General features: G+C 63.2%; 30 protein-coding genes. 15 read left to right on the top strand and 15 right to left on the bottom strand.

What is annotated here, in order from left to right; genetic code table 11:
* Positions 1–34: 34 nt before the first annotated feature.
* The gene (locus C484_RS14580) at positions 35–277 is read left to right on the top strand and encodes an Lrp/AsnC family transcriptional regulator (protein ID WP_006664574.1); all 243 of its coding nucleotides are present in this window, start codon (positions 35–37) and stop codon (positions 275–277) included.
* A gap of 130 nt (positions 278–407) precedes the next feature.
* Here the strand turns inward: C484_RS14580 and tmk are convergent, their stop codons facing one another.
* Positions 408–1,001 carry a dTMP kinase gene (gene tmk / locus C484_RS14575; RefSeq protein WP_006826668.1) on the bottom strand — a complete coding sequence of 198 codons (594 nt, stop codon included), beginning with the start codon at positions 999–1,001 and terminating at the stop codon, positions 408–410.
* 202 nt (positions 1,002–1,203) lie between these two features.
* On the opposite strand from tmk, the gene C484_RS14570 reads away from it, so the two are divergent.
* The 4 genes from C484_RS14570 (at position 1,204) to cofG (ending at position 5,702) form a co-directional block, all read left to right on the top strand.
* Entirely contained in the window at positions 1,204–2,133 is a 930-nt protein-coding gene (locus tag C484_RS14570) for a complex I NDUFA9 subunit family protein (RefSeq protein ID WP_006826666.1), read from the top strand.
* Positions 2,134–2,316: 183 nt separating this feature from the next.
* Positions 2,317–3,495 (top strand): tubulin/FtsZ family protein, encoded by a 1,179-nt coding sequence (locus tag C484_RS14565; protein WP_006664577.1) that lies wholly within the window; start codon positions 2,317–2,319, stop codon positions 3,493–3,495.
* Between the two features lie 224 nt (positions 3,496–3,719).
* Positions 3,720–4,403 carry a 2-phospho-L-lactate guanylyltransferase gene (gene cofC, locus C484_RS14560; RefSeq protein WP_006826665.1) on the top strand — a complete coding sequence of 228 codons (684 nt, stop codon included), beginning with the start codon at positions 3,720–3,722 and terminating at the stop codon, positions 4,401–4,403.
* A gap of 102 nt (positions 4,404–4,505) precedes the next feature.
* Complete coding sequence (cofG, locus tag C484_RS14555; protein WP_006826664.1) at positions 4,506–5,702, top strand: 7,8-didemethyl-8-hydroxy-5-deazariboflavin synthase subunit CofG; 1,197 nt, start codon at positions 4,506–4,508, stop codon at positions 5,700–5,702.
* Positions 5,703–5,860: 158 nt separating this feature from the next.
* On the opposite strand, the gene C484_RS14550 is transcribed toward cofG, so the two are convergent.
* The 3 genes from C484_RS14550 to cofH form a co-directional block, all read right to left on the bottom strand.
* Positions 5,861–6,895, bottom strand: a complete 1,035-nt coding sequence (locus C484_RS14550; RefSeq protein WP_006826663.1) for a hypothetical protein — start codon at positions 6,893–6,895, stop codon at positions 5,861–5,863.
* The gene (locus C484_RS14545; RefSeq protein ID WP_006826662.1) at positions 6,892–7,893 is read right to left on the bottom strand and encodes a S49 family peptidase; all 1,002 of its coding nucleotides are present in this window, start codon (positions 7,891–7,893) and stop codon (positions 6,892–6,894) included. The genes C484_RS14550 and C484_RS14545 overlap by 4 nt, the downstream gene beginning before the upstream one ends.
* Before the next feature lie 304 nt (positions 7,894–8,197).
* Entirely contained in the window at positions 8,198–9,571 is a 1,374-nt protein-coding gene (cofH, locus tag C484_RS14540; RefSeq protein WP_006826661.1) for a 7,8-didemethyl-8-hydroxy-5-deazariboflavin synthase subunit CofH, read from the bottom strand.
* Between the two features lie 210 nt (positions 9,572–9,781).
* Here cofH and C484_RS14535 point away from each other — a divergent pair, with 210 nt between their 5' ends.
* Together C484_RS14535 and C484_RS14530 are read left to right on the top strand one after the other, a co-directional pair.
* Complete coding sequence (locus C484_RS14535) at positions 9,782–10,801, top strand: phosphoribosylaminoimidazolesuccinocarboxamide synthase (RefSeq protein ID WP_006826660.1); 1,020 nt, start codon at positions 9,782–9,784, stop codon at positions 10,799–10,801.
* Between the two features lie 74 nt (positions 10,802–10,875).
* The gene (locus C484_RS14530) at positions 10,876–11,082 is read left to right on the top strand and encodes a hypothetical protein (RefSeq protein ID WP_006664585.1); all 207 of its coding nucleotides are present in this window, start codon (positions 10,876–10,878) and stop codon (positions 11,080–11,082) included.
* Positions 11,083–11,265: 183 nt separating this feature from the next.
* On the opposite strand, the gene C484_RS23710 is transcribed toward C484_RS14530, so the two are convergent.
* The 3 genes from C484_RS23710 to C484_RS14520 all read right to left on the bottom strand — a co-directional run bounded on the left by C484_RS23710 (position 11,266) and on the right by C484_RS14520 (position 13,159).
* The gene (locus tag C484_RS23710) at positions 11,266–11,439 is read right to left on the bottom strand and encodes a DUF7556 family protein (protein WP_006664586.1); all 174 of its coding nucleotides are present in this window, start codon (positions 11,437–11,439) and stop codon (positions 11,266–11,268) included.
* Positions 11,440–11,549: 110 nt separating this feature from the next.
* Positions 11,550–12,518, bottom strand: coding sequence for a formyltetrahydrofolate deformylase (locus tag C484_RS14525; protein ID WP_006826658.1), 969 nt, complete (start codon positions 12,516–12,518; stop codon positions 11,550–11,552).
* Between the two features lie 152 nt (positions 12,519–12,670).
* Complete coding sequence (locus tag C484_RS14520; RefSeq protein ID WP_006826657.1) at positions 12,671–13,159, bottom strand: SHOCT domain-containing protein; 489 nt, start codon at positions 13,157–13,159, stop codon at positions 12,671–12,673.
* 184 nt (positions 13,160–13,343) lie between these two features.
* Between C484_RS14520 and purS the strand changes: the two genes are divergently transcribed.
* Both purS and purQ read left to right on the top strand, forming a co-directional pair.
* Positions 13,344–13,595 (top strand): phosphoribosylformylglycinamidine synthase subunit PurS, encoded by a 252-nt coding sequence (gene purS / locus C484_RS14515; protein ID WP_006826656.1) that lies wholly within the window; start codon positions 13,344–13,346, stop codon positions 13,593–13,595.
* 59 nt (positions 13,596–13,654) lie between these two features.
* Positions 13,655–14,335 (top strand): phosphoribosylformylglycinamidine synthase I, encoded by a 681-nt coding sequence (gene purQ / locus C484_RS14510; protein ID WP_006826655.1) that lies wholly within the window; start codon positions 13,655–13,657, stop codon positions 14,333–14,335.
* A 9-nt stretch (positions 14,336–14,344) separates the two neighbouring features.
* Here purQ and C484_RS14505 read toward each other — a convergent pair whose 3' ends face one another.
* On the bottom strand, positions 14,345–15,445 hold the full coding sequence (locus C484_RS14505) for an archaeosine biosynthesis radical SAM protein RaSEA (protein WP_006826654.1): 1,101 nt from the start codon (positions 15,443–15,445) through the stop codon (positions 14,345–14,347).
* A 98-nt stretch (positions 15,446–15,543) separates the two neighbouring features.
* Positions 15,544–15,735: an HVO_0649 family zinc finger protein gene (locus C484_RS14500; protein ID WP_006826653.1), complete on the bottom strand. Its 192-nt coding sequence runs from the start codon at positions 15,733–15,735 to the stop codon at positions 15,544–15,546.
* Positions 15,736–16,001: 266 nt separating this feature from the next.
* Here C484_RS14500 and C484_RS14495 point away from each other — a divergent pair, with 266 nt between their 5' ends.
* Together C484_RS14495 and C484_RS14490 are read left to right on the top strand one after the other, a co-directional pair.
* Positions 16,002–16,190 carry a DUF1328 family protein gene (locus C484_RS14495; protein ID WP_006110128.1) on the top strand — a complete coding sequence of 63 codons (189 nt, stop codon included), beginning with the start codon at positions 16,002–16,004 and terminating at the stop codon, positions 16,188–16,190.
* A gap of 164 nt (positions 16,191–16,354) precedes the next feature.
* The gene (locus C484_RS14490; protein WP_006826652.1) at positions 16,355–18,277 is read left to right on the top strand and encodes an aldehyde ferredoxin oxidoreductase family protein; all 1,923 of its coding nucleotides are present in this window, start codon (positions 16,355–16,357) and stop codon (positions 18,275–18,277) included.
* A gap of 134 nt (positions 18,278–18,411) precedes the next feature.
* On the opposite strand, the gene C484_RS14485 is transcribed toward C484_RS14490, so the two are convergent.
* Positions 18,412–18,795 (bottom strand): hypothetical protein, encoded by a 384-nt coding sequence (locus tag C484_RS14485; RefSeq protein WP_006826651.1) that lies wholly within the window; start codon positions 18,793–18,795, stop codon positions 18,412–18,414.
* Between the two features lie 6 nt (positions 18,796–18,801).
* A complete protein-coding gene (locus C484_RS14480) occupies positions 18,802–19,092 on the bottom strand; it encodes a hypothetical protein (protein ID WP_006826650.1) in 291 nt (96 codons plus the stop codon).
* A gap of 137 nt (positions 19,093–19,229) precedes the next feature.
* Between C484_RS14480 and C484_RS14475 the strand changes: the two genes are divergently transcribed.
* The gene (locus C484_RS14475) at positions 19,230–20,105 is read left to right on the top strand and encodes an ABC transporter ATP-binding protein (protein WP_006826648.1); all 876 of its coding nucleotides are present in this window, start codon (positions 19,230–19,232) and stop codon (positions 20,103–20,105) included.
* Positions 20,106–21,755 (top strand): ABC transporter permease subunit, encoded by a 1,650-nt coding sequence (locus tag C484_RS14470; RefSeq protein WP_006826647.1) that lies wholly within the window; start codon positions 20,106–20,108, stop codon positions 21,753–21,755.
* 20 nt (positions 21,756–21,775) lie between these two features.
* Here C484_RS14470 and C484_RS14465 read toward each other — a convergent pair whose 3' ends face one another.
* The 3 genes from C484_RS14465 to C484_RS14455 all read right to left on the bottom strand — a co-directional run bounded on the left by C484_RS14465 (position 21,776) and on the right by C484_RS14455 (position 23,414).
* Positions 21,776–22,099, bottom strand: coding sequence for an AzlD family protein (locus C484_RS14465; RefSeq protein ID WP_006826646.1), 324 nt, complete (start codon positions 22,097–22,099; stop codon positions 21,776–21,778).
* The gene (locus C484_RS14460) at positions 22,089–22,991 is read right to left on the bottom strand and encodes an AzlC family ABC transporter permease (protein WP_006826645.1); all 903 of its coding nucleotides are present in this window, start codon (positions 22,989–22,991) and stop codon (positions 22,089–22,091) included. The genes C484_RS14465 and C484_RS14460 overlap by 11 nt, the downstream gene beginning before the upstream one ends.
* Positions 22,992–23,111: 120 nt before the next feature.
* Positions 23,112–23,414, bottom strand: coding sequence for a ubiquitin-like small modifier protein 1 (locus C484_RS14455; RefSeq protein WP_049915493.1), 303 nt, complete (start codon positions 23,412–23,414; stop codon positions 23,112–23,114).
* Positions 23,415–23,518: 104 nt separating this feature from the next.
* Here C484_RS14455 and C484_RS14450 point away from each other — a divergent pair, with 104 nt between their 5' ends.
* A complete protein-coding gene (locus C484_RS14450) occupies positions 23,519–23,854 on the top strand; it encodes a hypothetical protein (protein WP_049915478.1) in 336 nt (111 codons plus the stop codon).
* Between the two features lie 210 nt (positions 23,855–24,064).
* On the opposite strand, the gene C484_RS14445 is transcribed toward C484_RS14450, so the two are convergent.
* Positions 24,065–24,340 carry a PadR family transcriptional regulator gene (locus tag C484_RS14445; protein WP_006110138.1) on the bottom strand — a complete coding sequence of 92 codons (276 nt, stop codon included), beginning with the start codon at positions 24,338–24,340 and terminating at the stop codon, positions 24,065–24,067.
* Between the two features lie 187 nt (positions 24,341–24,527).
* On the opposite strand from C484_RS14445, the gene C484_RS14440 reads away from it, so the two are divergent.
* Complete coding sequence (locus C484_RS14440; protein ID WP_006826642.1) at positions 24,528–25,088, top strand: NUDIX hydrolase; 561 nt, start codon at positions 24,528–24,530, stop codon at positions 25,086–25,088.
* Positions 25,089–25,103 lie beyond the last annotated feature (15 nt).

The raw sequence follows: 25,103 nt of genomic DNA, 5'->3' as shown, positions 1-25,103 counted from the left end.
TTAGTCGTGCGGGAGTGTACCACACCGGCGAACGATGGTCCACGCGTTTATCATGGTCAAGACGGCGGCCGGCAAGTCGGAGGGGCTGCTCTCGCAGGTGACCGCGCTCGAGTCGGTCGCGAACGCCCACATTGTCGCGGGCAACTACGACATCATCGTCGAGATCGATGCCCCGGAAGTCTACGACGTTCTCAAGGCCGTCTCGTCGGATATTCAGGGTCTCGAGGGCGTGACCGACACGAAGACCTATATCGCGATGGACCGGAACGACGGGTGACACTGCCCTGACGCTGCACTCGGCTGCCGATCGACGCGCTTCTGTTTCCGAACTCGACACCGGCTGTCCGAGTGGTGTGAATCGGCCGGTCGTGTTGCGAGTTCAGTGTTCAGCGCTTAGCGCTCAGCACTCAGCGGTCAACGGTGGCCGCGAGTACGTCCCGCACGTCTTCGAGAACTGCGGCGGGTGATTGCGCGGCGTCGATGCGGACGAAGCGGTCGTCGTATCGCTCGCACAGCCGTTCGTAGTTCTCCCGGACTGCGGTGAGGTACTCGACGCGTTCGAACTTGTTCGTTGAACCGGCGCGTCGGGCGGCCGTCTCGGGATCGAGGTCGAGATAGAGTGTCAAGTCGGGTTCGACCGAGAACGCGTCGTGGATGTCGATAACATACTCGAGCGGGTTCTCGACGCGCTCGGTCTCCGCGAGCGTCGCCCCCTGATAGGCGAATCGGGAGTCGGCGTAGCGATCGGAGATGACGAGTTCGCCGCGCTCGAGGGCCGGTTCGATCTTCCGGGAGAGATGGTCGGCGTGATCGGCGGTGTAGAGGAAGAGTTCGGCGAGCGAGTCGGCGTCGTCGTCTTCGATCGATCGGTAGACGGCGTCGCCGTACCAGGAGTCGTTGGTGGGTTCGCGGGTGAAGACGGCGTCGGGGTAGGATTTCTGCAGAGCCTCCCAGACCGTCGTTTTGCCGCTCCCGTCGAGTCCCTCGAGCGTGACGAGCATGCTCGCACGTCGTCGGGTGAGGTATTACAATCTGTCGAGTGGCCGTTGTCAACCGCTCGAGCGGTGACGCCGTTCGTGGTTGTTGTCACGAGTGGATGGGCCCCGTACCTGCTGTCACGAGTAGCTAGGTTTCTCGTACCGACGGCCACGGTGACTCTCCGCGGCAACTACTTATTTGGGGAATCGAGTGCATGTCTCACCTATGCAGGTCCTCGTCGCCGGCGGCACCGGCTTCATCGGCACGCACCTCTGTACCGAACTCGCCGAACGCGGCCACGAGGTCACGGCGTTGTCCCGAAACCCGACGGCCGAAGACGCCGACGAACTCCCCGACGAGGTCGACCTGTCGACGGGCGACGTGAGCGCCTACGATTCGATCGTCGACGCCGTCGCGGGCCACGATGCCATCGTCAATCTCGTCGCCCTCTCCCCGCTCTACCAGCCCCCCGGCGGGACCGACCACGAGACGGTCCACCTCGGCGGCACGGAAAACCTGGTTCGAGCGGCCGAGGAACACGGCGTCGATCGATTCCTCCAGATCAGCGCCCTCAGCGCCGATCCCGACGGGCCGACGGCGTATATTCGAACCAAGGGCCGCGCCGAGTCGATCGTCCGCGAAGCGGCACTGAGTTGGACGATTGTCCGTCCCGCAGTCGTCTTCGGCGACGGCGGCGAGTTCCTCTCCTTCGCAAAACGACTCACGACACCGTACCTGACCGGCCTGCCCGGCGGCGGGAAGACGCGCTTTCAGCCGATCTGGGTCGGCGACTTCGCACCGCTTCTCGCCGATGCGCTCGTAGACGACTTCCACGTCGGACGCACGTACGAGCTCGGCGGTCCCCAAGTCGTTACCCTGGCCGACGCGACTGAACTCGTCTATGAGGCGGACGGTCGACCGGTGACAATCCTCCCGATACCGATGGCGCTCACAAAGCTCGGACTCCCCGCCGCCGACCCGCTGCCGTTCGTCCCGTTCGGGGCGGACCAGGCGCGGTCGCTCGAGTTCGATAACACCGTCGCGGAGAACGACGTACAGGTGTTCGGCGTCGAATCAACCGATCTGTTGACACTCGGTGCGTATCTCGGCGTGCGAGATGGAACACCGCGCGAGGAGAGCCAACCGCTCGCATAATCGGCCGCCGTCTACGTCTCAAGTTATGGATGCATACCTGTTGGTTATTGAATAGGTGTTTCTTCAATCCCGGTCCCGTCTATCGATTTATGGAGATATAGAATTATGCAAGAAATTCACTTCATAGAAAGACTTATGGTCCTAATCGCTCTGGTCCAAATCAACGGAGCCCCCTGACAAAGTATGAAGCTGGCGATGATCGGATTTGGACAGGCCGGTGGCAAAATCGTCGATCGATTCCTCGATTACGACGATCGGACTAACAGCGGTATCGTCCGTGCGGCGATCGCTGTGAACTCCGCGAAGGCGGATCTGATGGGTCTCGAACGGATTCCACAGGACAATCGCGTTCTCATCGGTCAGGCCCGTGTCAAGGGCCACGGCGTTGGAGCGGACAACGAACTCGGCGCGGAAATCGCCGAAGAAGACATCGACGAAGTGCAAAACGCGATCGACTCGATTCCGACCCACGAGGTCGACGCGTTCCTGATCGTCTCCGGCATGGGTGGTGGGACCGGCTCTGGCGGTGCGCCAGTTCTTGCGAAGCATCTCCAGCGGATCTATACGATTCCCGTCTACGGTCTCGGCGTTCTTCCCGGCACGGACGAGGGCGGGATCTACACGCTCAATGCGGCACGCTCGTTCCAGACGTTCGTTCGCGAGGTCGACAACCTGCTCGTCTTCGACAACGACTCCTGGCGACAGACCGGCGAGTCCGTCGAAGGCGGCTACGAACAGATCAACGAGGAGATCGTCCGCCGGTTCGGGCTCCTCTTCGGTGCCGGCGAAGTCGCCGGCGACCAAGAAGTTGCAGAGAGCGTCGTCGACTCCTCCGAGATCATCAACACGCTCTCGGGCGGGGGCGTCTCTACCGTCGGCTTTGCGAGCGAGGAGGTCGAACTCAACACCAGCGGCGGACTGCTCTCCCGGTTCACCGGCGACGGAGCCAGCGACGAGGGACTCGACGCCGCAAACACGACCAACCGGATCACCAGTCTCGTCCGCAAGGCCGCCCTCGGTCGACTCACACTCCCCTGTGAGATCGAAGGCACCGAACGCGCGCTGCTCGTCCTCGGCGGCCCCTCGGAGTACTTAAACCGAAAAGGCATCGAGCGCGGGCGCAAGTGGCTCGAAGAGGAAACCGGCAGCATGGAAGTCCGCGGTGGCGACTACCCACGCGAAAAACCGGAAGTCGCCGCAGCGATCCTGCTCTCGGGCGTCACGAACGTCCCCCGGATCAAACGTCTCCAGCAGGTCGCAATCGAGGCCCAGGACAACATGGACGACATCCAGGCCGAAAGCGAAGAGAATCTCGAAGAACTCGTCGAGGACGACGAGGACGAACTCGAGCCGTTGTTCTGACGGACCGAGTTCACCGACGCGCTACCGAACTGAACTCGCGATAGCGGTCCGTCGCAGTTGCGGTCACTACTCGCGAACGGATGCACGTGCTGTCGCGGCCACCTCGCGTCGCTTCGCGGTGTTCGTGTCGGGGGGCACGAACGAACCGACTAACCGAGTGACACGGGTGTTCCCGACCCGGGAGTTCGACGTGTTTTTGGATGCCTGTTTCTAACCACTGACAAATGCAGGTCGTCGTCCCGTTCGCTTCCGAGACGCCGAAGACGCGTCTCGGTACGGTACTCGATCCCGCCGAGCGACGCAGTGTGGCCAGAGCCATGCTCGCGGACGTTCTCGATGCACTCATCGAGGCCGATCCGGAACTCGATCCGCTGATCCTGTCGACGGCACCGATCGAACTCGACGAGTGCGACGAGTTCACCGACCGTGCGTCACGCCCTGCCGTCGCAGTCGACGACCGGCCGTTAACCGAGGCAGTGAACGACCACCTTGCAGCGACGGCGGAGCCGGTCGCAATCGTCATGGCCGATCTGGCGCTTGCAACCCCAGAAGCGATTACGGGTTTCGTCGAGACGCCGGGAGATATCGTCATCGCGCCCGGACGGGGCGGCGGAACGAACGCGCTCGTGGTTCGCCACCCCGAGTTCAGAGTGGACTATCACGGGGCCTCGTATCGCGACCACCGAGCGCGCGCCCGGGAAGTCGGCGCGACGATCGAGACGGTCGACTCGTTTCGGCTGGGAACGGATATCGACGAACCGGCGGATCTGGCCGAGGTATTGCTCCACGGTCGGGGACGGACAGCGACGACGCTTCGGGAGTGGGGATTCGAACTCGAGACGAGCGACGGGCGGGTCGGTGTCGACCGCTCGGCTGCCGATTCGGCGTCCGATTCCTGCGAAAACTGACCGCGGATCGACCGGAACCGACTGCGGATTGCCCGAGGCGGATCGACGAGGATACCGCTCGAAGTGAAACGCTTTAGGGCGGCGCAACGACACACCGAGGTAATGATTCCCGGGGCGGCGGAGTACGATGTCGAACTCACGATCGATGAGGCGGCGATCACCGACCTGCTGGCTGTCGAACCCGATCACGTCGGACCGCCGTCGGAGCTGAGTTTCTCGCGGAACGTCTTCGTCCCGCTGACGACGGCGTGTCGGTACACCTGCACCTACTGTACGTACTTCGATCCGCCGGGACAGGCCTCCCTGCTCTCGCTTGAGGAGGTTCGGGACATCTGCAAACGGGGAGCCGACGCCGGCTGTACCGAGGCGCTGTTCACCTTCGGCGACGATCCCGACGACCGCTACACCGAGATCCACGACCAGCTCGATGCATGGGGCTACGACTCGATTCACACCTACCTGCGAGCGGCCTGCGAGGTCGCCCTGGAGGAGGGGCTGCTCCCGCACGCGAATCCCGGCGACCAGACCCGCGAGCAGCTGGCGACGGTCGCCGACGTCAACGCCAGTATGGGCGTGATGCTCGAGACGACCGCCGACGTCGACGCCCACGGCGGCCCCCGACAGAAGGAACCGGGCCAGCGCCTGCGGACGATCGCGAACGCAGGTGAACTCGACGTGGCGTTTACGACCGGGATCCTCGTCGGCATCGGCGAGGACTGGCACGACCGCGCCGAGAGTCTGCTCGCCATCCGCGAGCTGCACGAGCGGTACGACCACGTTCAGGAGGTCATCATCCAACCCGTCGTGAGCAACGAACGCTGGAGTGACGGCTCCCCCGACCTCGAAACGATGCGCCGCGTCACGGCGATGGCGCGGGTCGCCCTCCCCGAGGAGATCTCCGTGCAAGTCCCGCCGAACCTCACGGCCGCCCGCGAACTCGTCGACTGCGGCGTCGACGACCTCGGCGGCGTTTCCCCCGTCACCGACGACCACATCAACCCCGACTACACCTGGCCGGCACTCCGAGAACTCGAGGACATCGCCGCCGCCGCCGACCTTCCACTTTGCGAACGGCTCCCGATATACGAGCGATTCCTGCCGGCCGACCTGCGCACCGACGAGTTCAGCGGCGTGCCAGCAGCGGGAACCGGTGTAGATGGGGCCGGCACTGAATCGGAGACACGCGAGTGGCTCTCACCGCAGATTCGGGCGGCGCTGACGGCGGACGATGCCGGCGGACGGCGGTATCGGTCGGTGCTTCGGGGTGAGGCGACGATTTCGACGGCAACGGACGACTGATTCTACCGGACAAAATTATTTCCACACCGTTCGCACTCGGACGGCCGTCGCCACGACCGACGATCCGTGAGACGCAATCAAGTGTTCACTGGCGTTTACTGACGATCGTCCGGCGTTATGAGAGACTGCGGATAAAAGAACGCAAAGACCGGACGTATTTAGGGCATAATCGTCGCGCCGCCGGGCTGTCCCGTTCCGGTCTGCCCACCGGCCGCCCCCTGTCCGCCAGTCGCGTCGTCGGGAACGTTCGGCTCACCGGGCGTCTTCTCTCCGCCGACGAGGAACTCCAGAAGGTTCCCGATGAAGACGTCGTTATCCGCGATGGTAGCAGTCTCCGAGGACATAAAGCCCGTGTCGCCGACCGCGACCGCGTTATCGCTTCGGACGGCGACGCCGAACTCGCCCGAGTGGCGACTCTCTTCGTGTTCGGCCGTCTCGCTCGTCGCCAAGAGCGTCTCTCCATCGGCGACGACCGCCGTCGGGCTATCGAGAACGACCCGGTCGACTCCGTCTGTCAAGGCCGTCTCCGACGCCGGCGTCACATCGATCGTCCGATAGTTCGAGCCGACGGACTCCATATCGTAGAGGGAGCCGGTATCGTAGGCGATCCCGAGCGGCGACGTGACCGCGGCGAACTCGCCCTGGCCGGCTTCGGCACCGCTGGCATCGCCGAGCAGGCCGCCGACAACATCGCTCACGTCACCGCCGCTCGGCCCGGCAGCGAACATGACGCGGCCGCCGGCGTCGGCGAACTCCGTGACGGCGTCGGCCTCGCCTGCCGTGTATCGCTGCGTCGGCTCCGCGACGATGAACGCGTCCGCATCCTGCAAGTCACTCCTGAGCGCAGCGTCCGGGCTGTCGGCGAACTGACCGGCACCCTCGTGGTACGTGACGGTGTGACCGGCCGCAGTCAGCGCCGAGACGACCGGCTGCAAATCCGCTTCCGAGACGCCGTTTCCGTGAGCCACATCGATTAGTACCGTCTTCGACCCGGTCGAACTGAACTCGATCTCGCCGCTCTGGTCGAGTTCATCGACGGTGGTCGCGTTGGGCTGGAAATGGGGCTGGTCGACGGTCGGTTTCGCCGTCTGTCCCTGGTCGGTCACGACGCCGGCGGCGGTGACGGCGGCGACAGTGAGGAGGACGACGGTCACGAACAGCGCGAGTCGCGAGCGGAGCGGGCCTGCACTCATGGCGAGGCACCTCCCTGTGGGGCCGCTCCCAGTGATGGTGCCGATCCTGTCGTGGTGGCTGCGGTGCGTTCGCCACCAGTCTCGGCGATGACAGTCTCGCCGTCGACGCTCCCCCAAAGCGCGAGGAACGCGGGTGTGGACACGTCGCCGTACTGGCCGAACGTCTGCGGGTGGTGGTGGGGCCCGGTTGCGGCGGTTTCGCCGCCGCTGTCGTCGCCCTCGAAGAGGATTCCGGTGCCGAGTGACGAACTCCGTTCCATCTCGACGGTTTCGTAGTCGCCGAGTCCGGCGCGATCCGCGGCCTCGCCCACTGCGACTTCGGTATCACCGATTTCGTCTGCGAGCCCGTTGTCGACGGCCTCGGTACCGGTGTAGACCTTCGCGTAGGAGAGTTCAGTTTCGGAAAGCGAGAGGTCGTCGCCGCGGTGTTCGAGGACCGAGCCGAGGAACGTCTGTTTCATCAGTTCGGTCTGTTCTTTGACCTGCGTCTCGCTCATGGTTCCCTTGTCGGGACCGGTTGTGATCTCGTTCGCGGCCGAGCTATCGGTGTAGGTTGCGCGGACGCCGATGCTGCCGACGGTCGAACTCGGGGAGACGTAGATGTCGTCCGTCGGGGCGCTCATGTAGTACGCGCCGGAGGCACCCATCGACTGGATGCTGGCGATGACGGGCATTTCTTCGGCGGTGCGCTCGACAGCGAGATAGAGGCGTTCGCTCGCGGTAACGCCGCCACCGGGGCTATCGATCTTGAGAACAACCGCATCAATCGAACTGTTCTCACGGGCCGTCTCGAGATCAGCTGCGATTTCGTCGGCGGATGCCTCGGTAATCGACTGGTCGACTTCGATGACCGCAACGGAGCCATCCGGGCCGCTCGTGGCCCCCCAGGCGATCGGCGCGACTGCAGCACCGATGAGGAGGGCAGCGACGACGACGGTCACGTACGACCGTGCGATCGTCCCGAGTAGCTCTCGGACGGCAGTGAGTATTCCTGTCATTTCAGTGTGGATGACTCTCGTTACTGAATATATAAAAATTCCTTGTTTTCCACACAGTAATTTATAGATGGAGGCAATGCTATCGGCGATAGTGACCGTCGGACGGTCACCACACCGGTTCGTCACGACTGCCGATCCGACTCCCCCAGTCGTCGCTGGCAGCTAGTCCGTCGAACGATAGTATAAAAGACCCTGCCGAGCGTTTTCCGCCCCTGAAACTCCACCGTTCGACCGTCCGCCAGAAACCTACCACTCAATCGTCTGCCAGAACCCACCGCTCAGTCGTCCGTTAGAAATCCACCACTCAATCGTCCGCCGAAACCGGTTGCTCTCCGGCGGCAAGCAGCGGCGTTCCGTCGGCCTTCGGCCCGAGTTCAGGACCGAACGACGAGGCGGCCGGATCGACCACCCGCCGCGTCTCGTAGTCCGTCGACCGCTCGACCGGCACCCGTCCGATCGAAGAGATCAACTCGACGTAGTCGGCAACCGATCTGAACTCGCCGAACTCGCCGCCGGCCCGCTTCGTGATCTCCTCGGAGAGGATGGTCCCCATGAAGTCGTCCGCGCCGCAGTGAAGCATCTTGAGTCCGGCTTCGTCGCCGTACTTGACCCACGAGGACTGGATGTGGTCGATATTATCGAGGAAGAGACGCGAGACGGCGATCATGAGTTCGTCTTCGGCCTGGGAGGCACCACTGTCGACCACGTCGTGTTCGAACAGCGGCGTATTCTGGTGGATAAACGAGAGCGGGACGAACTCCGTGATCGCGCCGTCGACGCGCTCCTGGAGTTCGCGAACTCGCTGAAGGTGCATCGCCCGGTGGGCCTCGTTCTCGACGTGGCCGTACATGATCGTCGCCGTGAGGCCGAGGCCGACGTTCGCCGCGGCCTCCATCGCTTCGAGCCAGCCGTCGGTGGTGATCTTTCCCGGGCAGATCACGTCTCGCACTTCGTCGACGAGGATTTCGGCGGCGGTCCCGGGAACGGTGTCGAGGCCGGCCTCGGCGAGTCGGCCGTACACGTCCTCGTAGGACCAGTCCGTGCCGCGCTTGGCGTGGTATCCCTCTTCCGGCGTCATCGAGTGGACGTGGACGCCGTCGACGCTCATCGCCTCGAGTTGCGCCGCGTAGGTTTCGGGATCGGTCTCGTAGCGCTCGGGGGGCTTATAGTTGATCTCCTTTGGATTGGGATGGGCTTCGAGAATCTCGCGGTGTTCCTCGTCGAGCGCGAACGCCGGGTGCAGCCCGGAGACGGACGTGACTTCGTAGATTCCGCGCGAAACCGCGTCTGCGACGATCTCCCGAGATTCTTCGGGCGTCTTCGTAAAGCCCGCCGTCTGGACCGCCGTCTCGCGTTCGAACGTATGTGCGGCGTCCTTGAAGTTACAGAACAGACAGCCCACGTTACAGGCCGTCGTGACGTTGTTGTTCAGATTCGCGACGAAGGTTACTTCCTCGCCGACGACATCCGCTCGACGGTGATCCGCCGCCTCGAGCACCTGTTCCTTGCGCGCGTCGTCGATACCGTCGGTATCCGTCCCTGTCGTGAGCAACTCGATCGCGTCGTCGACCGTCAGTCGCTCGCCTGTCCGTGCCTTCTCGAGTGCGTTCTCGAACGCCTGGTCGGTCTCGGGAACGTGCTCGAACGTGAGATCAGCCTCGGTCACCGGGCGCTCCATCGAGGTAACGATACGCACACAGCGAGAAAAACGTGATGGAACCGGTCAACCCGCCGCCGAACTGACCGCCTTCTTCCGTCACTCGACACCTCTCGCCGCTTTTCGCCTCGGACGGCTGGCAAGCGATATTGAAACCTTCTTGACCCACCGTCCCGGCAACTGAGGTATGGACGACGGTGACCGGCTCCATGCCCGTACGAGGTGGCGAGCGTGACGAGCGTTAAAGAGTTCCAGATCAACGACGCGGCAACCGATACCGAACTCGGCCGCGGGTCGTTCGTCTTCACCGACGACTACTCCGTCTTCGACTGGGGGAAGATGCCCGATCAAATCCCCGAAAAGGGCGCGAGTCTCTGTACGATGGGCGCGTTCAACTTCGAACTGCTCGAGTCCGAGGGCGTCCCGACGCACTACCGCGGTGTTGTCGAGAACGGCGAGGTCGTCCCGCTCGAGGATGCCTCTCGCCCACCCTGGCAGATGGCCATCGACCTCACCCAGGTCCCCGACCTCCCGAACGACGGTCGCGAATACGACTACGACCACTACCATGACGCCGCCGGCACGAATTACCTCATTCCGCTCGAGATCGTCTTCCGCAACGAGGTCCCGATCGGCTCCAGCCTTCGCAGCCGCACCGAGCCAGCCGATCACGGCCTCGCGTTCGACACCTGGCCCGACGACCCCGTCGACCTCGACGACCCGATCGTCGAGTTCTCCACGAAGTACGAGGAGAGCGACCGCTACCTCGACCGCGCGGAAGCCGACGCGATCGCCGGCCGCGCCGACATCGACGCGCTCGCTGAACTCGCACGCGAGGTCAACCGGATCATCACCGACCAGGCTGACTCGGCCGGACTCGACCACCAGGACGGCAAGATCGAGTGTCTCTACTACGACGGGGAGATTCGCGTTGCAGACGTCGTCGGCACGTTCGACGAGAACCGGTTCAGTTACGAGGGGACACAGCTCTCGAAGGAAGTGCTCCGCCAGTACCACAAGCGCACCCAGCCGGAGTGGGTGCAGGCCGTCGAGACTGCAAAGGCCGAGGCAAAACAGGATGGTGTCGCCGACTGGAAGGCACTGTGCACTCGTGAGCCGGAATCGCTCGACGACGGTGTTCTCGAAACTGCCCGGGACATGTACTGTGCAGGCGCAAACACCTACACTGGACAGGAACTCTTCGATGCCCCGCCGCTCTCGTCGGCGATCGGTGCCGTCCGCCGGCTGTAACTTGCTGCGATCAACATCCCGGTACAGAAAGTAACGCTCATATTCGACGGGTCCCGAGTGCAGCACGACCTCACATGACGGTTCCCACGAGTATCGTTTCGAGTATCGTCCCGTTTGACCCTGTTATCGGGTTCACTATCGTCGCTGGCGTTATGCTGACCGTCTTCGTCGCGACCATGGTCGTCCTCGCGTTGGCTCCGGTCGTCTCCAATTCGTGGACGGATCGAGTTGTTTCGTCCGCACAGGGCGGACCCTCCATCGAGCCGACGGACGCAGATTGAGCGTCTCGGAGTCCGGGCGTATCGGTAGTTGTTTTTCGTTAGCGGTGTCGCAGTCGCTGTCGTCGATAGTGTCGTAGTTATAAGTAAAATCGTTTCACAGCCGCTGTCTTTGGTCTCGAGTTCAGTCAGCAAACGCCGGAACCGGCAGCGTCAAAGCGAGTGTCGGTCGTCGTTCAAATGACCCTATCGCCACGCCTCGAGCGGTTCGGCGTCGGGTTCAGCGATCGAGAGCCAGGCTTCATCCCGCGAAATATCGGCGATGATGTAGTGTGGCTCGCCGTCGAACTCGTCGATTGCGGCGACGACATCGCAATCGAGAGCCCGTTGCCGGCCGACCGGCTCCGTTCCGGGAGACATAGTATCAAATCCGTCCGTCGAGTAGATGAACGTTTCGGAAAGTAGGTGAGCGGACTCGAATTCGGAAACTAGAATTCAAAATTACCGAACGATCCGCTACTGCGTGTCGGTCAGGATTCGTGGGTGCCGGAGTGGTCGTCTGCGACTGCACTGCCGATGCCGTCGACGGGGCGGTCGGGGGTGACATCGTCGATTTTCGATGGCAGGCCCAGCTGGTACCCGGTTCCGTTTTCGCGGACCGTCGTTCGGCCGCGGTGGACGGAGACATCGCCGTTGAGGTGGAGTTTGACCGCTTCGAGGAGGGCGTCGGCTTCGAGCGGCTGGCCGCGCCGTTTCATCTCCTCGATGTCGGCGTCGTCGGGCACGTCGAAGGCGCGCTGGGTGATGATCGGACCCTGATCGAGGTCCGTCGTGACGTAGTGGGCGGTCACACCGGCGACGCGGACGCCCTCTTCGACGGCCTGGCGGTAGGCCTCTGCGCCGGGGAACGCGGGCAGCAACGAGGGGTGGACGTTGATGATCCGGTCCTCGTAGCGGAAGACGACGTTCGGACTCAGGATGCGCATGTAGCGTGCGAGGACGATGAGGTCGGCGTCGTACTCCGCGAGGAGGTCGATGAGTTGCTCCTCGTTTTGCTGGCCCTTCTCGTCGCCGATGTCGTGGAACGGGACCCCGTAGTGCTCGGCGAGCGGCTGGAGATCGTCGTGGTTGCCGATGACGACCCCGATGTCGGCACCGAGTTCGTCGTTGGCCCAGGCTTCGAACAGGGCTTCGAGACAGTGGCTCTCCTTCGTCCCGAGAACGGCGATTTCCTGGGTCTCGCGGTCCGCGGGGAAGCGAACCTGCACGTCAAGGCCGAGGTCGTCGCCGAGTTCGTGCAGGTCCTCGCGAAGCGTTTCCTCCGTACAGACCATCTCGCTCGTATCGACGGCGAGGGACATCCGGAAGACGCCGTCTCGAACCGCCTGATCGAGGTCTTCGATGTTGATCCCGCGCTCGAACAGAAGGCTCGTCACCCGGGCGACGAGCCCGGTGTCGTCGTCTCCAATCACCGTAATTTCGGTCACGTCGGTCGTCATCGTGGCCACCTCCGCTCGAGCGTATGTCGGGACATTAGTATCAGTACGCATCTCAGTCTACGGGCGGCTAAAAGTCCTGCTTTCCGTGGCTGTCTCTGCGAGAGATTCGATACCACCATTGCGGTCTCACGAGGACGGGACCGCTAGCGGCATCACTCGATCGACCGCTCGGGGTCGGGGTCACGGTCGCGAGTAGCGTCGACCCCATCCTCCCGGGCAGTGCCACCATCGCGTTCGGCCGCAGAATCGAACGGAGGGCGGCCGCGATCGTCTTGCCGGGACTGATCAGCGAGGTACCGAGCGGCATCGGTCTCGGTCTCCGTCTCGACGAGGGTCTCGAGTCTCCGCTCAAATTCGGCGTCCGAGAGGTCGCCGCTTGCGTACCGCGCTCGCAGCGTTTCGAGGGAATCGGCAGCCGTGTCGTTCGGTTTCGTCTCGTCGACTGAACTCGTCACCTCGTCGGCCAGTGCCGTCGTGATGTGTCCGAGAAGATTACCGCCGAAAATGAACGCAAAGATAATGACGACGATCGCGAGGCCGACGTCGATCACGGCCAGTGTAAGCAGGCCCAGGGAAAGCACCAGTGAGGCGAGGGTGAACGCGAGCGTGGAAACGTGGATCACCGGCCGATCCGTGGTCATACGGTTGTCTTCCCTTTCCAAACAAAAAAGATAGGCGTTTCAACACGATAGCGATCCCTCGTTCTATCCCAGAAACCGGACTTGCCGTGACTGCTCGGCCCCCTCGCTGTAATACCTATCCACAAACGTGTATTGCGTAGCGAAGCCGAAAGCGTTTTTGAGCACGGTTACGGGGTTTCAGGTGATGACCGCCTACACCGCCACGGTGACGGTTCGACTCAAACACGGCGTCCTCGATCCCGAGGCCGAAACCACCAAACAGGCCCTCGAACGGCTCGGTTTCGAACTCGAAGCGCTGCGCTCGGCCGACCGCTTCGAAGTCGATCTCGAAGCCGACTCGACCGCGGCCGCCCGCGAGCGCGCGGAGGACATGGCGGAACGACTACTCGCGAACCCGACCATCCACGACTACGACGTGGAGGTCGACGACCGGTAGATGTCCGTCCCAATCACGCTGCTCGAACCCGTCGGTCGCACCACTTCGGGGTGGCAACTGTGACGGTCTCGATCATCCGATTCGGCGGTTCGAACTGCGATCGCGACGCCGAGCGCGCGCTCACGCACCTCGGTATCGACGCCGAAATCGTCTGGCACGAGGACGGTCTCCCTGCGGACACGTCGGGTATCGTCCTCCCCGGCGGCTTCTCCTACGGCGACTACCTCCGCGCCGGCGCGATGGCCGCCCGCTCTCCGATCGTGTCCGCGGTCCGCGAGGCCGCCGCCGACGGCACGCCCATCCTCGGCGTCTGCAACGGTGCACAGATCGGCTGCGAGACCGGCCTCACCGACGGCGCGTTCACGACCAACGAGAGCGCCCGCTTCCAGTGTGAACACGTCCACCTCCGCGTCGAACGCGACGACACCCCCTGGACCGCCGCCTACGACGAAGGCGAGGTCATCGAGATCCCCATCGCCCACGGCGAGGGCCGCTACGAGATCGGCGAGGAACGACTGACTGAACTCGAGAACGACGGCCGCGTGCTCTTTCGGTACTGCGACGAGAACGGCGAACCGAGCGCCGACGCGAATCCGAACGGGTCGAAGCACAACATCGCGGGCATCCTCGGCGAGCGCGAGACGGTCGCCGTCTTGATGCCACATCCGGAGCGCGCGACGTTGCCCGATGTCGGCCCGACGGACGGACAGGGCGTATTGCGCGGCTTCGAGACCGCCTAACAACCGGCGTTACCGCGTCAGTGGCTGATTAAAACTCCGCTCGCGCTCCATCACGACCTCCCACGTCCGCTCGCACTCACAGGAGACCTGCTCGAAGACGGCGGGGTCCTGGCGCAGATCGAAGTCCTTGATCGCCTTCTGTACGAGGTCGTCACACTCCTGGCAGTTGTGTGGCCCGCGGTCGGAGCCGTGACCGACCGGGTCCGAGACGACGATGGCGTCTACGTCGGCGGTTTTCTCGAGCACGTGCGCGACCGACCAGAGCCACGGCGGCCGGTAGCCGTCGTCGAAGTAGAGTTCGTCAACCATCGTGTAGCGCTGGACGTTACAGGGGTTCATCGAGACGGTGTGACAGCCCTCGACGGCGGCGCAGCGTTCGATGGAAGAAATCATATCCGCGGCGGCTTCGGATTCGGTGAGAAACGGCGGCTTCATCAGGAGGTAGGCTTTGATGCCGGCGTCTGCCTTGCCGTCTGCGTCCTCGTCGGCGAGGGCGGCTTCCGCGCAGGCGTCCTCGAAGTCCGCGAAGTCGAAGTACTTGTTCACGCAGTCGTGGCGCACGCGGTCGGTCGCCGTCTCGAGTCCGATCGCAACGTCGGTGTCGATGCCGTGCTGGGTGAACTCGCCGATCTTCTCCCGGTCGACGAAATCCGGGAGCGATTCGACGACGATCCGTTCGCGGTCGGCGAAGGTGTCGGCGATGGCGCGGCGCGTCTTTGCACCGACCTCGCGCTCGTCGAGGAAGGATCCGGAGGTGTAAATCTTGATGAGTTGGGCCGGTTCGTCCCCGTTTTCTTGCTCGTGCTCGAGACAGACATCGATCTGGTTCATCAGCGCCTCGTGGCTGACGCTGCCGCCGTCGACGCTCTCGGCGACGTAGCCGCACATGGTACAGCCGCCGGCACGCGCCCAGCGGCAGCCGCCGGTGTTGAGAATGATGGTCAGGCTCTGTTTGACGCCGTCGGGCGTGTTGTCCTCGTCGAGCCAGACGCGGGTCGGTTCGTGGGGGTCGTAGCTCGCCTCCTTGCGCGAGCGGATCTCCCGCATTACCTGGTTGTGGGCGTCCATGCCCTTGCCCTGCTCGTAGACCTCGGGCGTGGGTTGACTCATTGGACGGACAAAGCGGGCCAGCGCCTAAAGCGCCTTCGTCTGGGCTGACCGGCATCCCCGATTCCACTCGATCACAAAACGACCGGTACCGCACCACCTCAGCTGAGCCGCATTTCACGCGTTTCGACAGCGCCACAGGCCGGACAGACGAATTGATACTGCACGCGATCACCAGATGAACTGACCCGCCACCCACCACTTTCGTCGTGGTACCCACACTGCCGACACGTGAGTTCAGTTTCGTCGAACTTCGCCCGCAGCCGGTCGAACGGGGAGCGATAGGTAGACATGTGTTATCATACATCTTGGCTACTCTTAACCGTTTGGGGAGCGACACCAAGGGTCAATATATCGGACGAGTTCACCGGTGCCCTGGATAGGTCGCCGTGACCGGCCGGTGAACGGGTATCGACGACAGTGTGCGATGATCGATAGCGGCGTAGGGTGTGACCACGAAACGGGAAGGAGTCCTTACTGTGCTGTAGCCTGTCGTTAGCGGGGCAAACAGTGAGAGACGGTCGGTGGCGTTTATGTGAGATGCAAGCGGAGGCGGACTATGTTCGAGTTCACACCGCCGCTCCAGCTCGCCGGTGATGGCTTTCTGTACTGGGCGATCGTCTTTTTCGTCCTCGCGATCGTCGCGGCTGCAGTCGGTGCTCGGGGTGTCGCCGGCATCTCGATGGAGATCGCACGGATTTTCGTGCTGGTCTTCATCGTGCTGGCGATCGTTGCACTCCTGTTGTGACTGGCTGCGACGTTCGAGGACCCATTGAATCGCGCTCACTCTGAACTCGATCGTGCAGGCGGGCAGTTCGAGACACTGGTATCACTGGCCGTAACCGAAACCCGTTACCTGAGGGTGTGAACAACTAACACTCTGGCGGCCTTAATAAACGATGAGGGATTACCATGACTGAACTCGGTGGTTTCCAGGACCGGCTCGCTCGTATCGATCTGTCGGAGGGAACGATCGACTACGAGTCGATCGACGAGGAGGACGCACGGAAATATATCGGCGCACGCGGGCTCGGCGTAAAGCACGTCTTCGACCAAGGACCGGATGTCGATCCGCTCGGACCGGACAACCTGCTTGCGTTCATGAACGGGCCGCTGTCGGGCACGCAGGTGACGATGAGCGGACGGATCGCCGTCTGTACGAAATCGCCGCTGACCGGCACGGTCACCGACAGCCACCACGGCGGCTGGTCCGGCGCTCGCCTAAAGTGGGCCGGCTTCGACGGCCTGCTCGTCGAGGGACAAGCCGACGACCCGGTCTACGCCTACGTCGACGACGGCGAGGTCGAACTCCGCGACGCCTCCCATCTCTGGGGAAACGGCGTTCACGAGACCCGCGACCGACTTGAGGAGGAAGTCGACGGCTCCTACGGGAAGAACCTCTCGCTGATGGCGATCGGTCCCGGCGGCGAAAACGAGGTCAAGTACGCGAGCATCATGAACGAGGACGACCGGGCCTCGGGCCGCGGCGGGACGGGCTGTGTGATGGGGTCGAAAAACCTCAAAGCGATCGTCATCAAGTCGAACACAAAGATGCCCCAGCCGGCGGACCAGGAGACGTTCCGCGAGGGCCACCAGCAGGCCATGCAGGCGATCACAGAATCCGAAGTTACCGCGCCGAACGAGGGCGGCCTCTCGCAGTATGGGACGAACGTCCTGATGAACATCGGCGAGGAGATGGACGGCCTCCCCACCAAGAACGGTCGCTATACGTCGACCGAAAGCATGCGCGAGACCGAGGGCGTCGACATCGACGCCGAGCGCGTCTCCGGCGAGAACGTCCGCGATAACATCCTCGTCGACGAACCGACCTGTCACTCCTGCCCGGTTGCCTGCAAGAAGGAGGTCGAAGTCCAGGCGATGCACAAGGGCGAGGAGATGAACGTCCGGATGGAGTCCTACGAGTACGAATCCGCCTACTCGCTCGGACCGAACTCCGGGCACACCGACCGCGACGCCATCGCGCTCATGATCGACCGCTGTAACGACATGGGCGTCGACACCATCGACACGGGGAACATGATGGCGATGGCCATGGAGATGACCGAGGAGGGCAAGCTCAAGGACGAGGGCGGACTCGACTGGGGTGACCACGAGACCATGGTCGACATGATCGAGCGCATCGCCCGCCGCGAGGACGACCTCGCGGACCTGCTGGCCGAGGGTCCACGCCGCGTCGCTGACCGCAAGGAGGCCCACGACAACTCGCTTGCGGTGAAGGGCCAGACGATCGCCGCCTACGACCCGCGCTGCCTGAAAGGCATGGGGATCGGCTACGCCACCTCAAACCGCGGGGCGTGCCACCTGCGCGGCTACACGCCGGCCGCCGAAATCCTGGGCATCCCGGAGAAGGTCGACCCCTACGAATACGAAGGCAAGGGCGAACTCACCGCCCAGTTCCAGGATCTCCACGCCATCAGCGACTCCTTCGACATCTGCAAGTTCAACGCCTTCGCGGAGGGCATCGAGGAGTACGTCCTCCAGTACAACGGCATGACCGGCCGCGACGTCACCGAGGACGAACTGCTGGAGGCCGGCGAACGGGTCTACAACCTGGAGCGCTACTACAACAACCTCCTCGGCTTCGACGGCGACGACGACTCGCTCCCCGAGCGCTTCCTCGAAGACGGCATCCGCGGTCAGGGCGCAAGCGAAGGCGAGTTCTGCGAACTCGACGAAATGAAAGACGAGTACTACGACTACCGCGGCTGGGTTGACGGCGTCGTCCCCGATGAGAAACTCGACGACCTCGACATCGATGTCGGACCGGGAACGGGCATCTCGGCCGACGATTCGGCGGCTCCGGCCGACGACTGAACCGCGGTTCCAACCCTCGCTGTCCGCTTCCAATCCGATCCGTTTTGCCTCGTCTTCAGTAGTTCGCGGCTAGAAAACCATCGTGACCGCCGCTGTATCCCGGGAAAACGAGCCGAAATCCACCCTCATCCCACTCACGCTGGATCTGACTCGCACTCGGACTCCACTCCGATACACACCGCCTCCCGAATCTCGAACGCCGTCTCGAACTCATCCTCACGATCCGTCCGTCGGCCAGCACGGAGTACCTGCTCTTCGTGTGCCCGGCGAACCGCCGCGATCTCTCGCTCGCTCATCCCGAGTTCAGCGCCGAGGTCCTCCCAGTGACCCCACTCGACGAGAAACGCCTCGGTGAACTCGTCGGTGTGGATGCGTTCGAACTCGTGTCGGTAGTGCGCAAGGCGTTGGGAAAGGAGTGCCTGTGCGTCGTCGACGAGTTCAGGCAGGCGCGACGGTGACACGCTCGCTTTGGCGGCGGTGAGCAGGAGAACCTGGCCGTCGATGGGATCGGCGCTCACGCTCGTTCATCCTCCGGCACGCATGGCCTTTTGAGCGAAGGTGTCGACGAGTTCGTCGAGCTGTGTGCTCCCGTCGGCGTCGTCGTTCTCATCACGTTCGAAAACTATCGTTACCTCGGTAAGTGTCAGCGTCGGTCCGATGTCGACCGATTCCGAGGTGATCGTCGCCGTCCAGTCGTCGGCTTCGACCGTCGTTTCGTCGCCGTCCTGGACGCGCTCACCGCCGAGATTCGAGAGATACCGAACTGCGAGCCGCTCGGAAATTCCGCGAAAGGACCGCTCGATGCGCCGTTCCATGACGAGTGTTCGTCAGCCGAACGGATAAATTCGCGTGCCGGGAGCATCTGTCGGGCCGCACTGGCCCGCGTGTGGCCGACAGCGGGTGTGTCATTACATGAATATATTTTTGTCGTTATAGTGTGCTGATTGTATCAATGGAACTATCTCTTGAGTCCGTCGGCAAGCGCTACGGAGAGGGACTCTGGGGCGTTCGTGATATCACCCTCGAATTAGAGACGGGGATCCACGGCCTGCTGGGTCCGAACGGGGCGGGGAAGTCGACGCTGATGCGCATCATCACGACGGTTGCGGAGCCGACGACGGGAACCGTCTCCTGGAACGGCACCGACATCACCGACTCGCCCGGCGAGATCCGGGACGTGTTGGGTTATCTTCCCCAGGATTTCGGCGTCTATCCCAATCTGACTGCCGCGGAGTTTCTCGAGTACATGGCCGCGTTGCGCGGGATCGACCGAGAGACGGCCGACGCTCGTATCGACGAACTACTCGCGCTGACCGGTATCGAGCGGGTGCGGGATCGGAAACTCCGCACCTTTTCCGGCGGGATGCGCCAGAGCGTCGGCATCGCACAGGCACTGCTTAACGATCCCGACCTGCTGGTCGTCGACGAACCTACCGTCGGCCTCGATCCCGAAAAGCGGGTCCAGGTTCGCAACCTGCTCTCGTCGGTCGCGAGCGATCGGGTCGTCCTCCTCTCGACGCACATCGTCCCCGACGTCGAGGCGACGGCAAAACGGGTCGCCCTCCTGAACGACGGCGAACTACTGGCTCACGCCGACCCCGAGTCGTTCGTCGCGGCCACCAACGGCAAGGTCTACGAGTTCGTCGCCCCGCGCGAGGACCTCGCAAAACTGCGCGAGCGATACCGGGTTTCGAGCACCGTCCAACAGGCCGACGGCGTCCGGGTGCGGCTCATCGCCGACGAGCGTCCGGCGTCCGACGCCGAATCGGTGACGCCGACGCTCGAGGATGCGTATCTCGACCACATCGGGCCGCGAGAGGTGGCGTAGATGGTCGGCGGAACGGTTTCGACCGCGGTTCGAGTTGCGCGCGCCGATTTCCTCCAACGGACCCGTTCGCGCCGGTTTCTGGTCGTGTTAGCGATCATCGCGTATATCGGCTACCAGTTGAACGTCGGAACGTTCGAGTTGTTGTATCAGGATACCGTGGGCGGGACCACCGTCGATTATCGAGGGGAGCCGACCGCGCCGTACATCGGGCTGACAACCGGGCTCACTGGGGGGTTGTTCCTGCTGTTTTTCGGTTACTACGTGCTCGCGAGTTCGCTCAGACGCGATCGCACAACGGGATTCGATGAACTCCTCGCGAGTACGCCCGTGAGCGACCGCGCGTACCTCCTGGGAAAGTGGTTCAGCCACGTCGGCGTCGTCGTGGCGATGCTGACCACGCTGGCCGCTGCTGCACTCGTCAATCATGCTGTCCACGGTGTCGGTCCAACCAACCCGATCTGGATCGTCGGTGCAGTCTTTCTGATCGGCGTTCCGATGGGGTGTTTCGTGGCCGGCGTGACGCTCGTCTTCCAGTCGATCGATTGGCTTCGCGGCACGCTCGGGAACGTGACGTACTTCTTCGGCGCGGTCACGCTATTGTCCCTCGTGGCAGCCGCCTTCGCGGGGGACGATGGGGGAGCGGGATCGATTTCGCTCTGGATTCGGGCCGTCGACTCGATCGGTCTGGTCGCAGCCGGAGAGATGACGTTCGACGCGCTGCTCGAAGTCGCTCCCGGATACGACGGCCCGCCGGTAGCGAACTACGGGACCGGCACACTCGACGGCGAGATGGCCACGTTCGAGTGGAACGGCGGCTCCTGGCCCGCGTGGTTCTACGCGAATCGCCTCGGATTCGCGCTGGCGGGCGTCGGACTGGCACTCATCGCGACCCTGCCGTACGATCGATACGCGCCTCGCGACGAATCGGCAGGTACTGCCGTCGTCAGTCGACTCGATCGGTTCGTTACGTCCGTCTTCTCCAGCGAGGATACTGCTGCCGCCGAATCCGAAACTGACGAACCCGCGAATCGCTCGCTGACTCCCGTCATCGACCGTTCGGCGGGCGGGTTCGGACGACTGTTCGTTCAGGAGTTCACGCTCCTGGCCCGAGGCCATGCTCGGTGGTGGTACGTCGGAGCGGCGCTCATCGTCGTCGTCGGGGTCACTGGCTCCGCACTGCCAAACGCGATTGTCTCGGTCGCGGCGATCTGGCCGCTGTTCGTCTGGTCGGGGATGGGCTACCGGACGGACCACCACCGGATTACACCCTTCATCGTCACCTCAAACCAACCGTACCGGCAACTCCTCGCGGAGTGGGCCGCCGGCGCGGTCGTGACAGCGGCCTTTCTTGGCGTCGCACTCTGGCCAACCATCCTCAATACTGGATTCGAGGGAGCGGTCGTGTTGGTCGGAGCGGTGCTGTTCGTTCCCGCGGTCGCTCAGGCAGTCGGCCTGTGGAGCCGAACACGACGGTCGTTCGAACTCGGCTATCTCGTCCTCTGGTACGCGGGACCCCTGAACGGTATCGCGCCGCTGGACTTCGCCGGAGCGACGACCGAAACTATCGGAACATTGATTCCAGTGCTGTTTGGTGCTGTCGGGCTGCTCGCACTTGGTGCGTCGCTGGCGCGGCGGGCGATCCAGACGTAGCTATCCTTGCGCTTCGAGTCTCAGAAGGCCATCCGAAACGCGACGACGGCGAGGACGCCGGTACACAGCGCGAGCAGGATGCTCTCAGTTCGCCACATGACGAGCAAGACGGCACCCCCAGCAGCCCACTCCGCCGGGCCGCCGGCTGCGAGTTCAGGTCCGATCACGGCGATGACGATCGCGCCGGGGAGCACGGTGAGGCCGGCTTCGAGACGGTCGCTCAGTTCGAATCGGCGAACGAGCCAGATGCCGCCGACCTTCGTGAGGAACGTGATGAGTGCCATCGCGAGGACGACGGCGACGACGAGCGGGTCGAGAGAGAGGATAAGAGCGTCACTCGCCACGGCGAATCACCTCGACGGTGGCGGCGGCGAGGCCGCCAAGGAGGATGTACCAGCGGCCGGGAACGAGTTCAGCGGTGATGAGTGCGGTGGCAAGCGAGACGGTCCAGGGGAGGAGTGAGGACTGACCCTCCCAGAGTTCGGCGGTGAGGGCGAGGAAGACGGCGGTGAGGATGAAGTCGAAGCCGTACGTCGTCGGATCGCCGACGACGCCGCCGGCGACGGTGCCGACGATCGTTGCGCCGACCCAGGCGAGCCAGACGGCGATGCCGCTGCCGAGGAGGAACGCGCCGTAGCCGGTGTTTGATTTCAGCGAGCGCATGGTTAGCGCCCAGTTCTCGTCGGCCATGACGAAGAGGCTGCCGTAGACCTTGGTGGCAGAGAGGCGCTTGAACCACGGCTGAAGGGCGGCACCCATCAGGGAGTACCGAAGGTTGATGGCGAACGTGGTGACGAGCACGGCGGCGATCGGGAGCGGGTCGGCCCAGAGTTCGACGGCGACGATCTGGGATGCACCGGCGACGACGGTGGCACTCATGAGTGCAGCCTCGGCGACGCTCAGACCGGCTTGGTCGGCCAGGATGCCGAACGCGATGCCGTAGCCGCCAACGCCGAGGGCAACCGGGATCGTTTTGAGAAAGCCGGCTCGAAGACCGTCTCGGTCGAACGTGACGGCGGTGTCCGTTTCGGTTGCGCCGGCTGCGATCTCAGTAGCGGTTGCCTCGTTCTCGGCGGTGGGTGTGGCTGTGGTCGATGCCGTGTTCGGTTCGGCTGTGGCCGGCGTCACGTCGGCCGCCGCGTCCTCACGACCGTCTGCCCGCCGGCTCGTGCGTTCGGATCGTCGTCCATCGGCCTCGCTGTCGGCGTACTCGTCAGTTTCCGGGTCGAACTCCATTCGATCACTCCTCACAGTAGTTCGGTGGGCCGACGCGTAAAGTGTTCTCGAAACAGAGCTTCAAAGAGAACTCGGTTCCCGAGCAGCATCCGCTACCGGAAGCCGATTTCGCGATTCAGTTCATCGACAGTGGTCGACGCGGCCGCCGGCGACCGGCGGGAAGACCGAGACGACATCGCCGTTTTCGAGTTCAGTATCCGGGCCGGCCATGTGGGTAATATCACGGCCGTTCTTGAGGACGCTCAGTTGCTGGCGAACGGCGGTACCGTCCTCGGCGAGGAGGTGGCCATCGAGGCCGTCGTAGGTCGTTTCGAGGTCGGCGAGAACGTCGCCGACGGTGGCGTCGGCATCGACGGTGTGTGTCCGTTCTTTCTCGCCGACGGCGTCCCGGAACGTGGCGAAGAAGCGCAGCGTGAGTTCCATACGGGCTAGTTGACCGGCGATGGTATAAATGTCGACGCCGAGTGCGTGACGATCCACGCAGATGTCGGCTCAGCGTTTATTCGTTTCACTGGTAGAGAGTCGGTATGGCTCGTTCGACTGGTCCATCTCGGCGGCGATTGCTCGGGCTGACAGGAACGGCGGTTGCAACGGTACTCGTTGCGGGCTGTGGCGGCCCTGGGGAAGACGACGAAAACGGGACGCCTGAGTCTGAAGAAGAGACCGGCAACGGGCAGGATATCGAAGAAGAAGAAGAAGGTGATGAAGAAGCCGGTACTGACGTGACTAACGACTCCGAGACAGAGAGCGGGAACGAGAGTGACAACGGAAACGGAAACGAGAACGACACTGGTACCGACAACGAGAGCGGAACCGAAACCGGTTCCGACACTGAAACGGAATCTACCGCCGAGACTGGCTAACAGTTCAACTGCACCGATCCAGGCCGGGTCCGTTCGAGACATCGGGTGGTTTGGATGGGATGACGGTTCAGATAGGATGGTTCTGATGGAGGATGGTTCGGATCGAAGAGGACGGTTCAGATTGCGGTGACAGTGGAGAAACGGATCAAATTGCGGTGGCAGTGGAGAAAAACACCTGAGACGGTTCGAGCAGTCGCTCGCCAGCAGTGATCAGACGTCGACGTACTGATTAACCCACTCCTGACGACGCTGTAACACTCGTCGTCCCTTCGGTGTCAGTGCGTAGTAGTTCGTCCGGCGGTCGAGTTGTCCTTTCTCGATGAGTTCTTTCTCGACGAGGGTGTCGAGATTCGGATACAGCCGTCCGTGGGTGACCGGCTGGTCGATATAGTGGTTGATATCATCGAGAATCGTCTGGCCGGACGGGCGATCCTTGCCTGCAATCACGTACAGCAAATCACGCTGGAATCCAGTTAGCTGATCCATGGATCATCCTCTGAATCCCAACCTTCATCGATTCGTGGCTTTGTTATAGAGCGAGTACACGCCGTCCATCGCGGAGAACGGACCCCATAGTGTCGATACAGGGCACCACTTACCACGTCGATTCACCGCTCCGATCACCGGCCCGGATGACGTGGCGCTTTTGAGACACAGCGTCGTATCGAGCGATATGCCAGCAGATCCCCTCGCCTGGGAGACCGTCGATCGGCAGGTAGCCTACACCTGTCCCGGCTTCGATCTCGTTAACGAGTCCGTTCGCCTCCCCGACGGCACCGACGCCGAGTTCGACTACCTCTCCGAACCCGCAAGCGTCTGTCTCCTTCCCTTCACGCCGGACGGCGACGTCGTCTGCATCGCCGAGTGGCGACAGGCCGTCTCCCGCGTCAACTACGGCCTGCCCGTCGGCGGCACCGAACCCGAAGACGACGACCTCGAAGCCGCTGCCCACCGCGAACTCGCCGAAGAAACCGGCTACGAAGCCGACCGTCTCGACTCGCTCGTCACCGTCGAACCGGCAAACGGCATCGCCGACTCCGTCATGCACTTCTTCGTCGCCCACGACTGTCGTCCGACCGCCGAGCAAGAACTCGACTACAACGAGAATATCCGCGTCGACCCGACGCCGCTCGATGAACTCGTAGACGCGATCGCTGCGGGTGAGGTCCGCGATGGACGAGCGGTTCTGGCCGTATCGTACTACGAGTTGTTCGGGCCGGACGAGTCGGCGTAATTGGGTGTGGCCGTC

The sequence above is a fragment of the Natrialba taiwanensis DSM 12281 genome, assembly GCF_000337595.1.
Taxonomy (GTDB): Archaea; Halobacteriota; Halobacteria; order Halobacteriales; family Natrialbaceae; genus Natrialba; species Natrialba taiwanensis.
The sequence above is the reverse complement of the archived record's forward strand: the minus strand, read 5'-3'. Positions and strand labels throughout refer to the sequence as shown.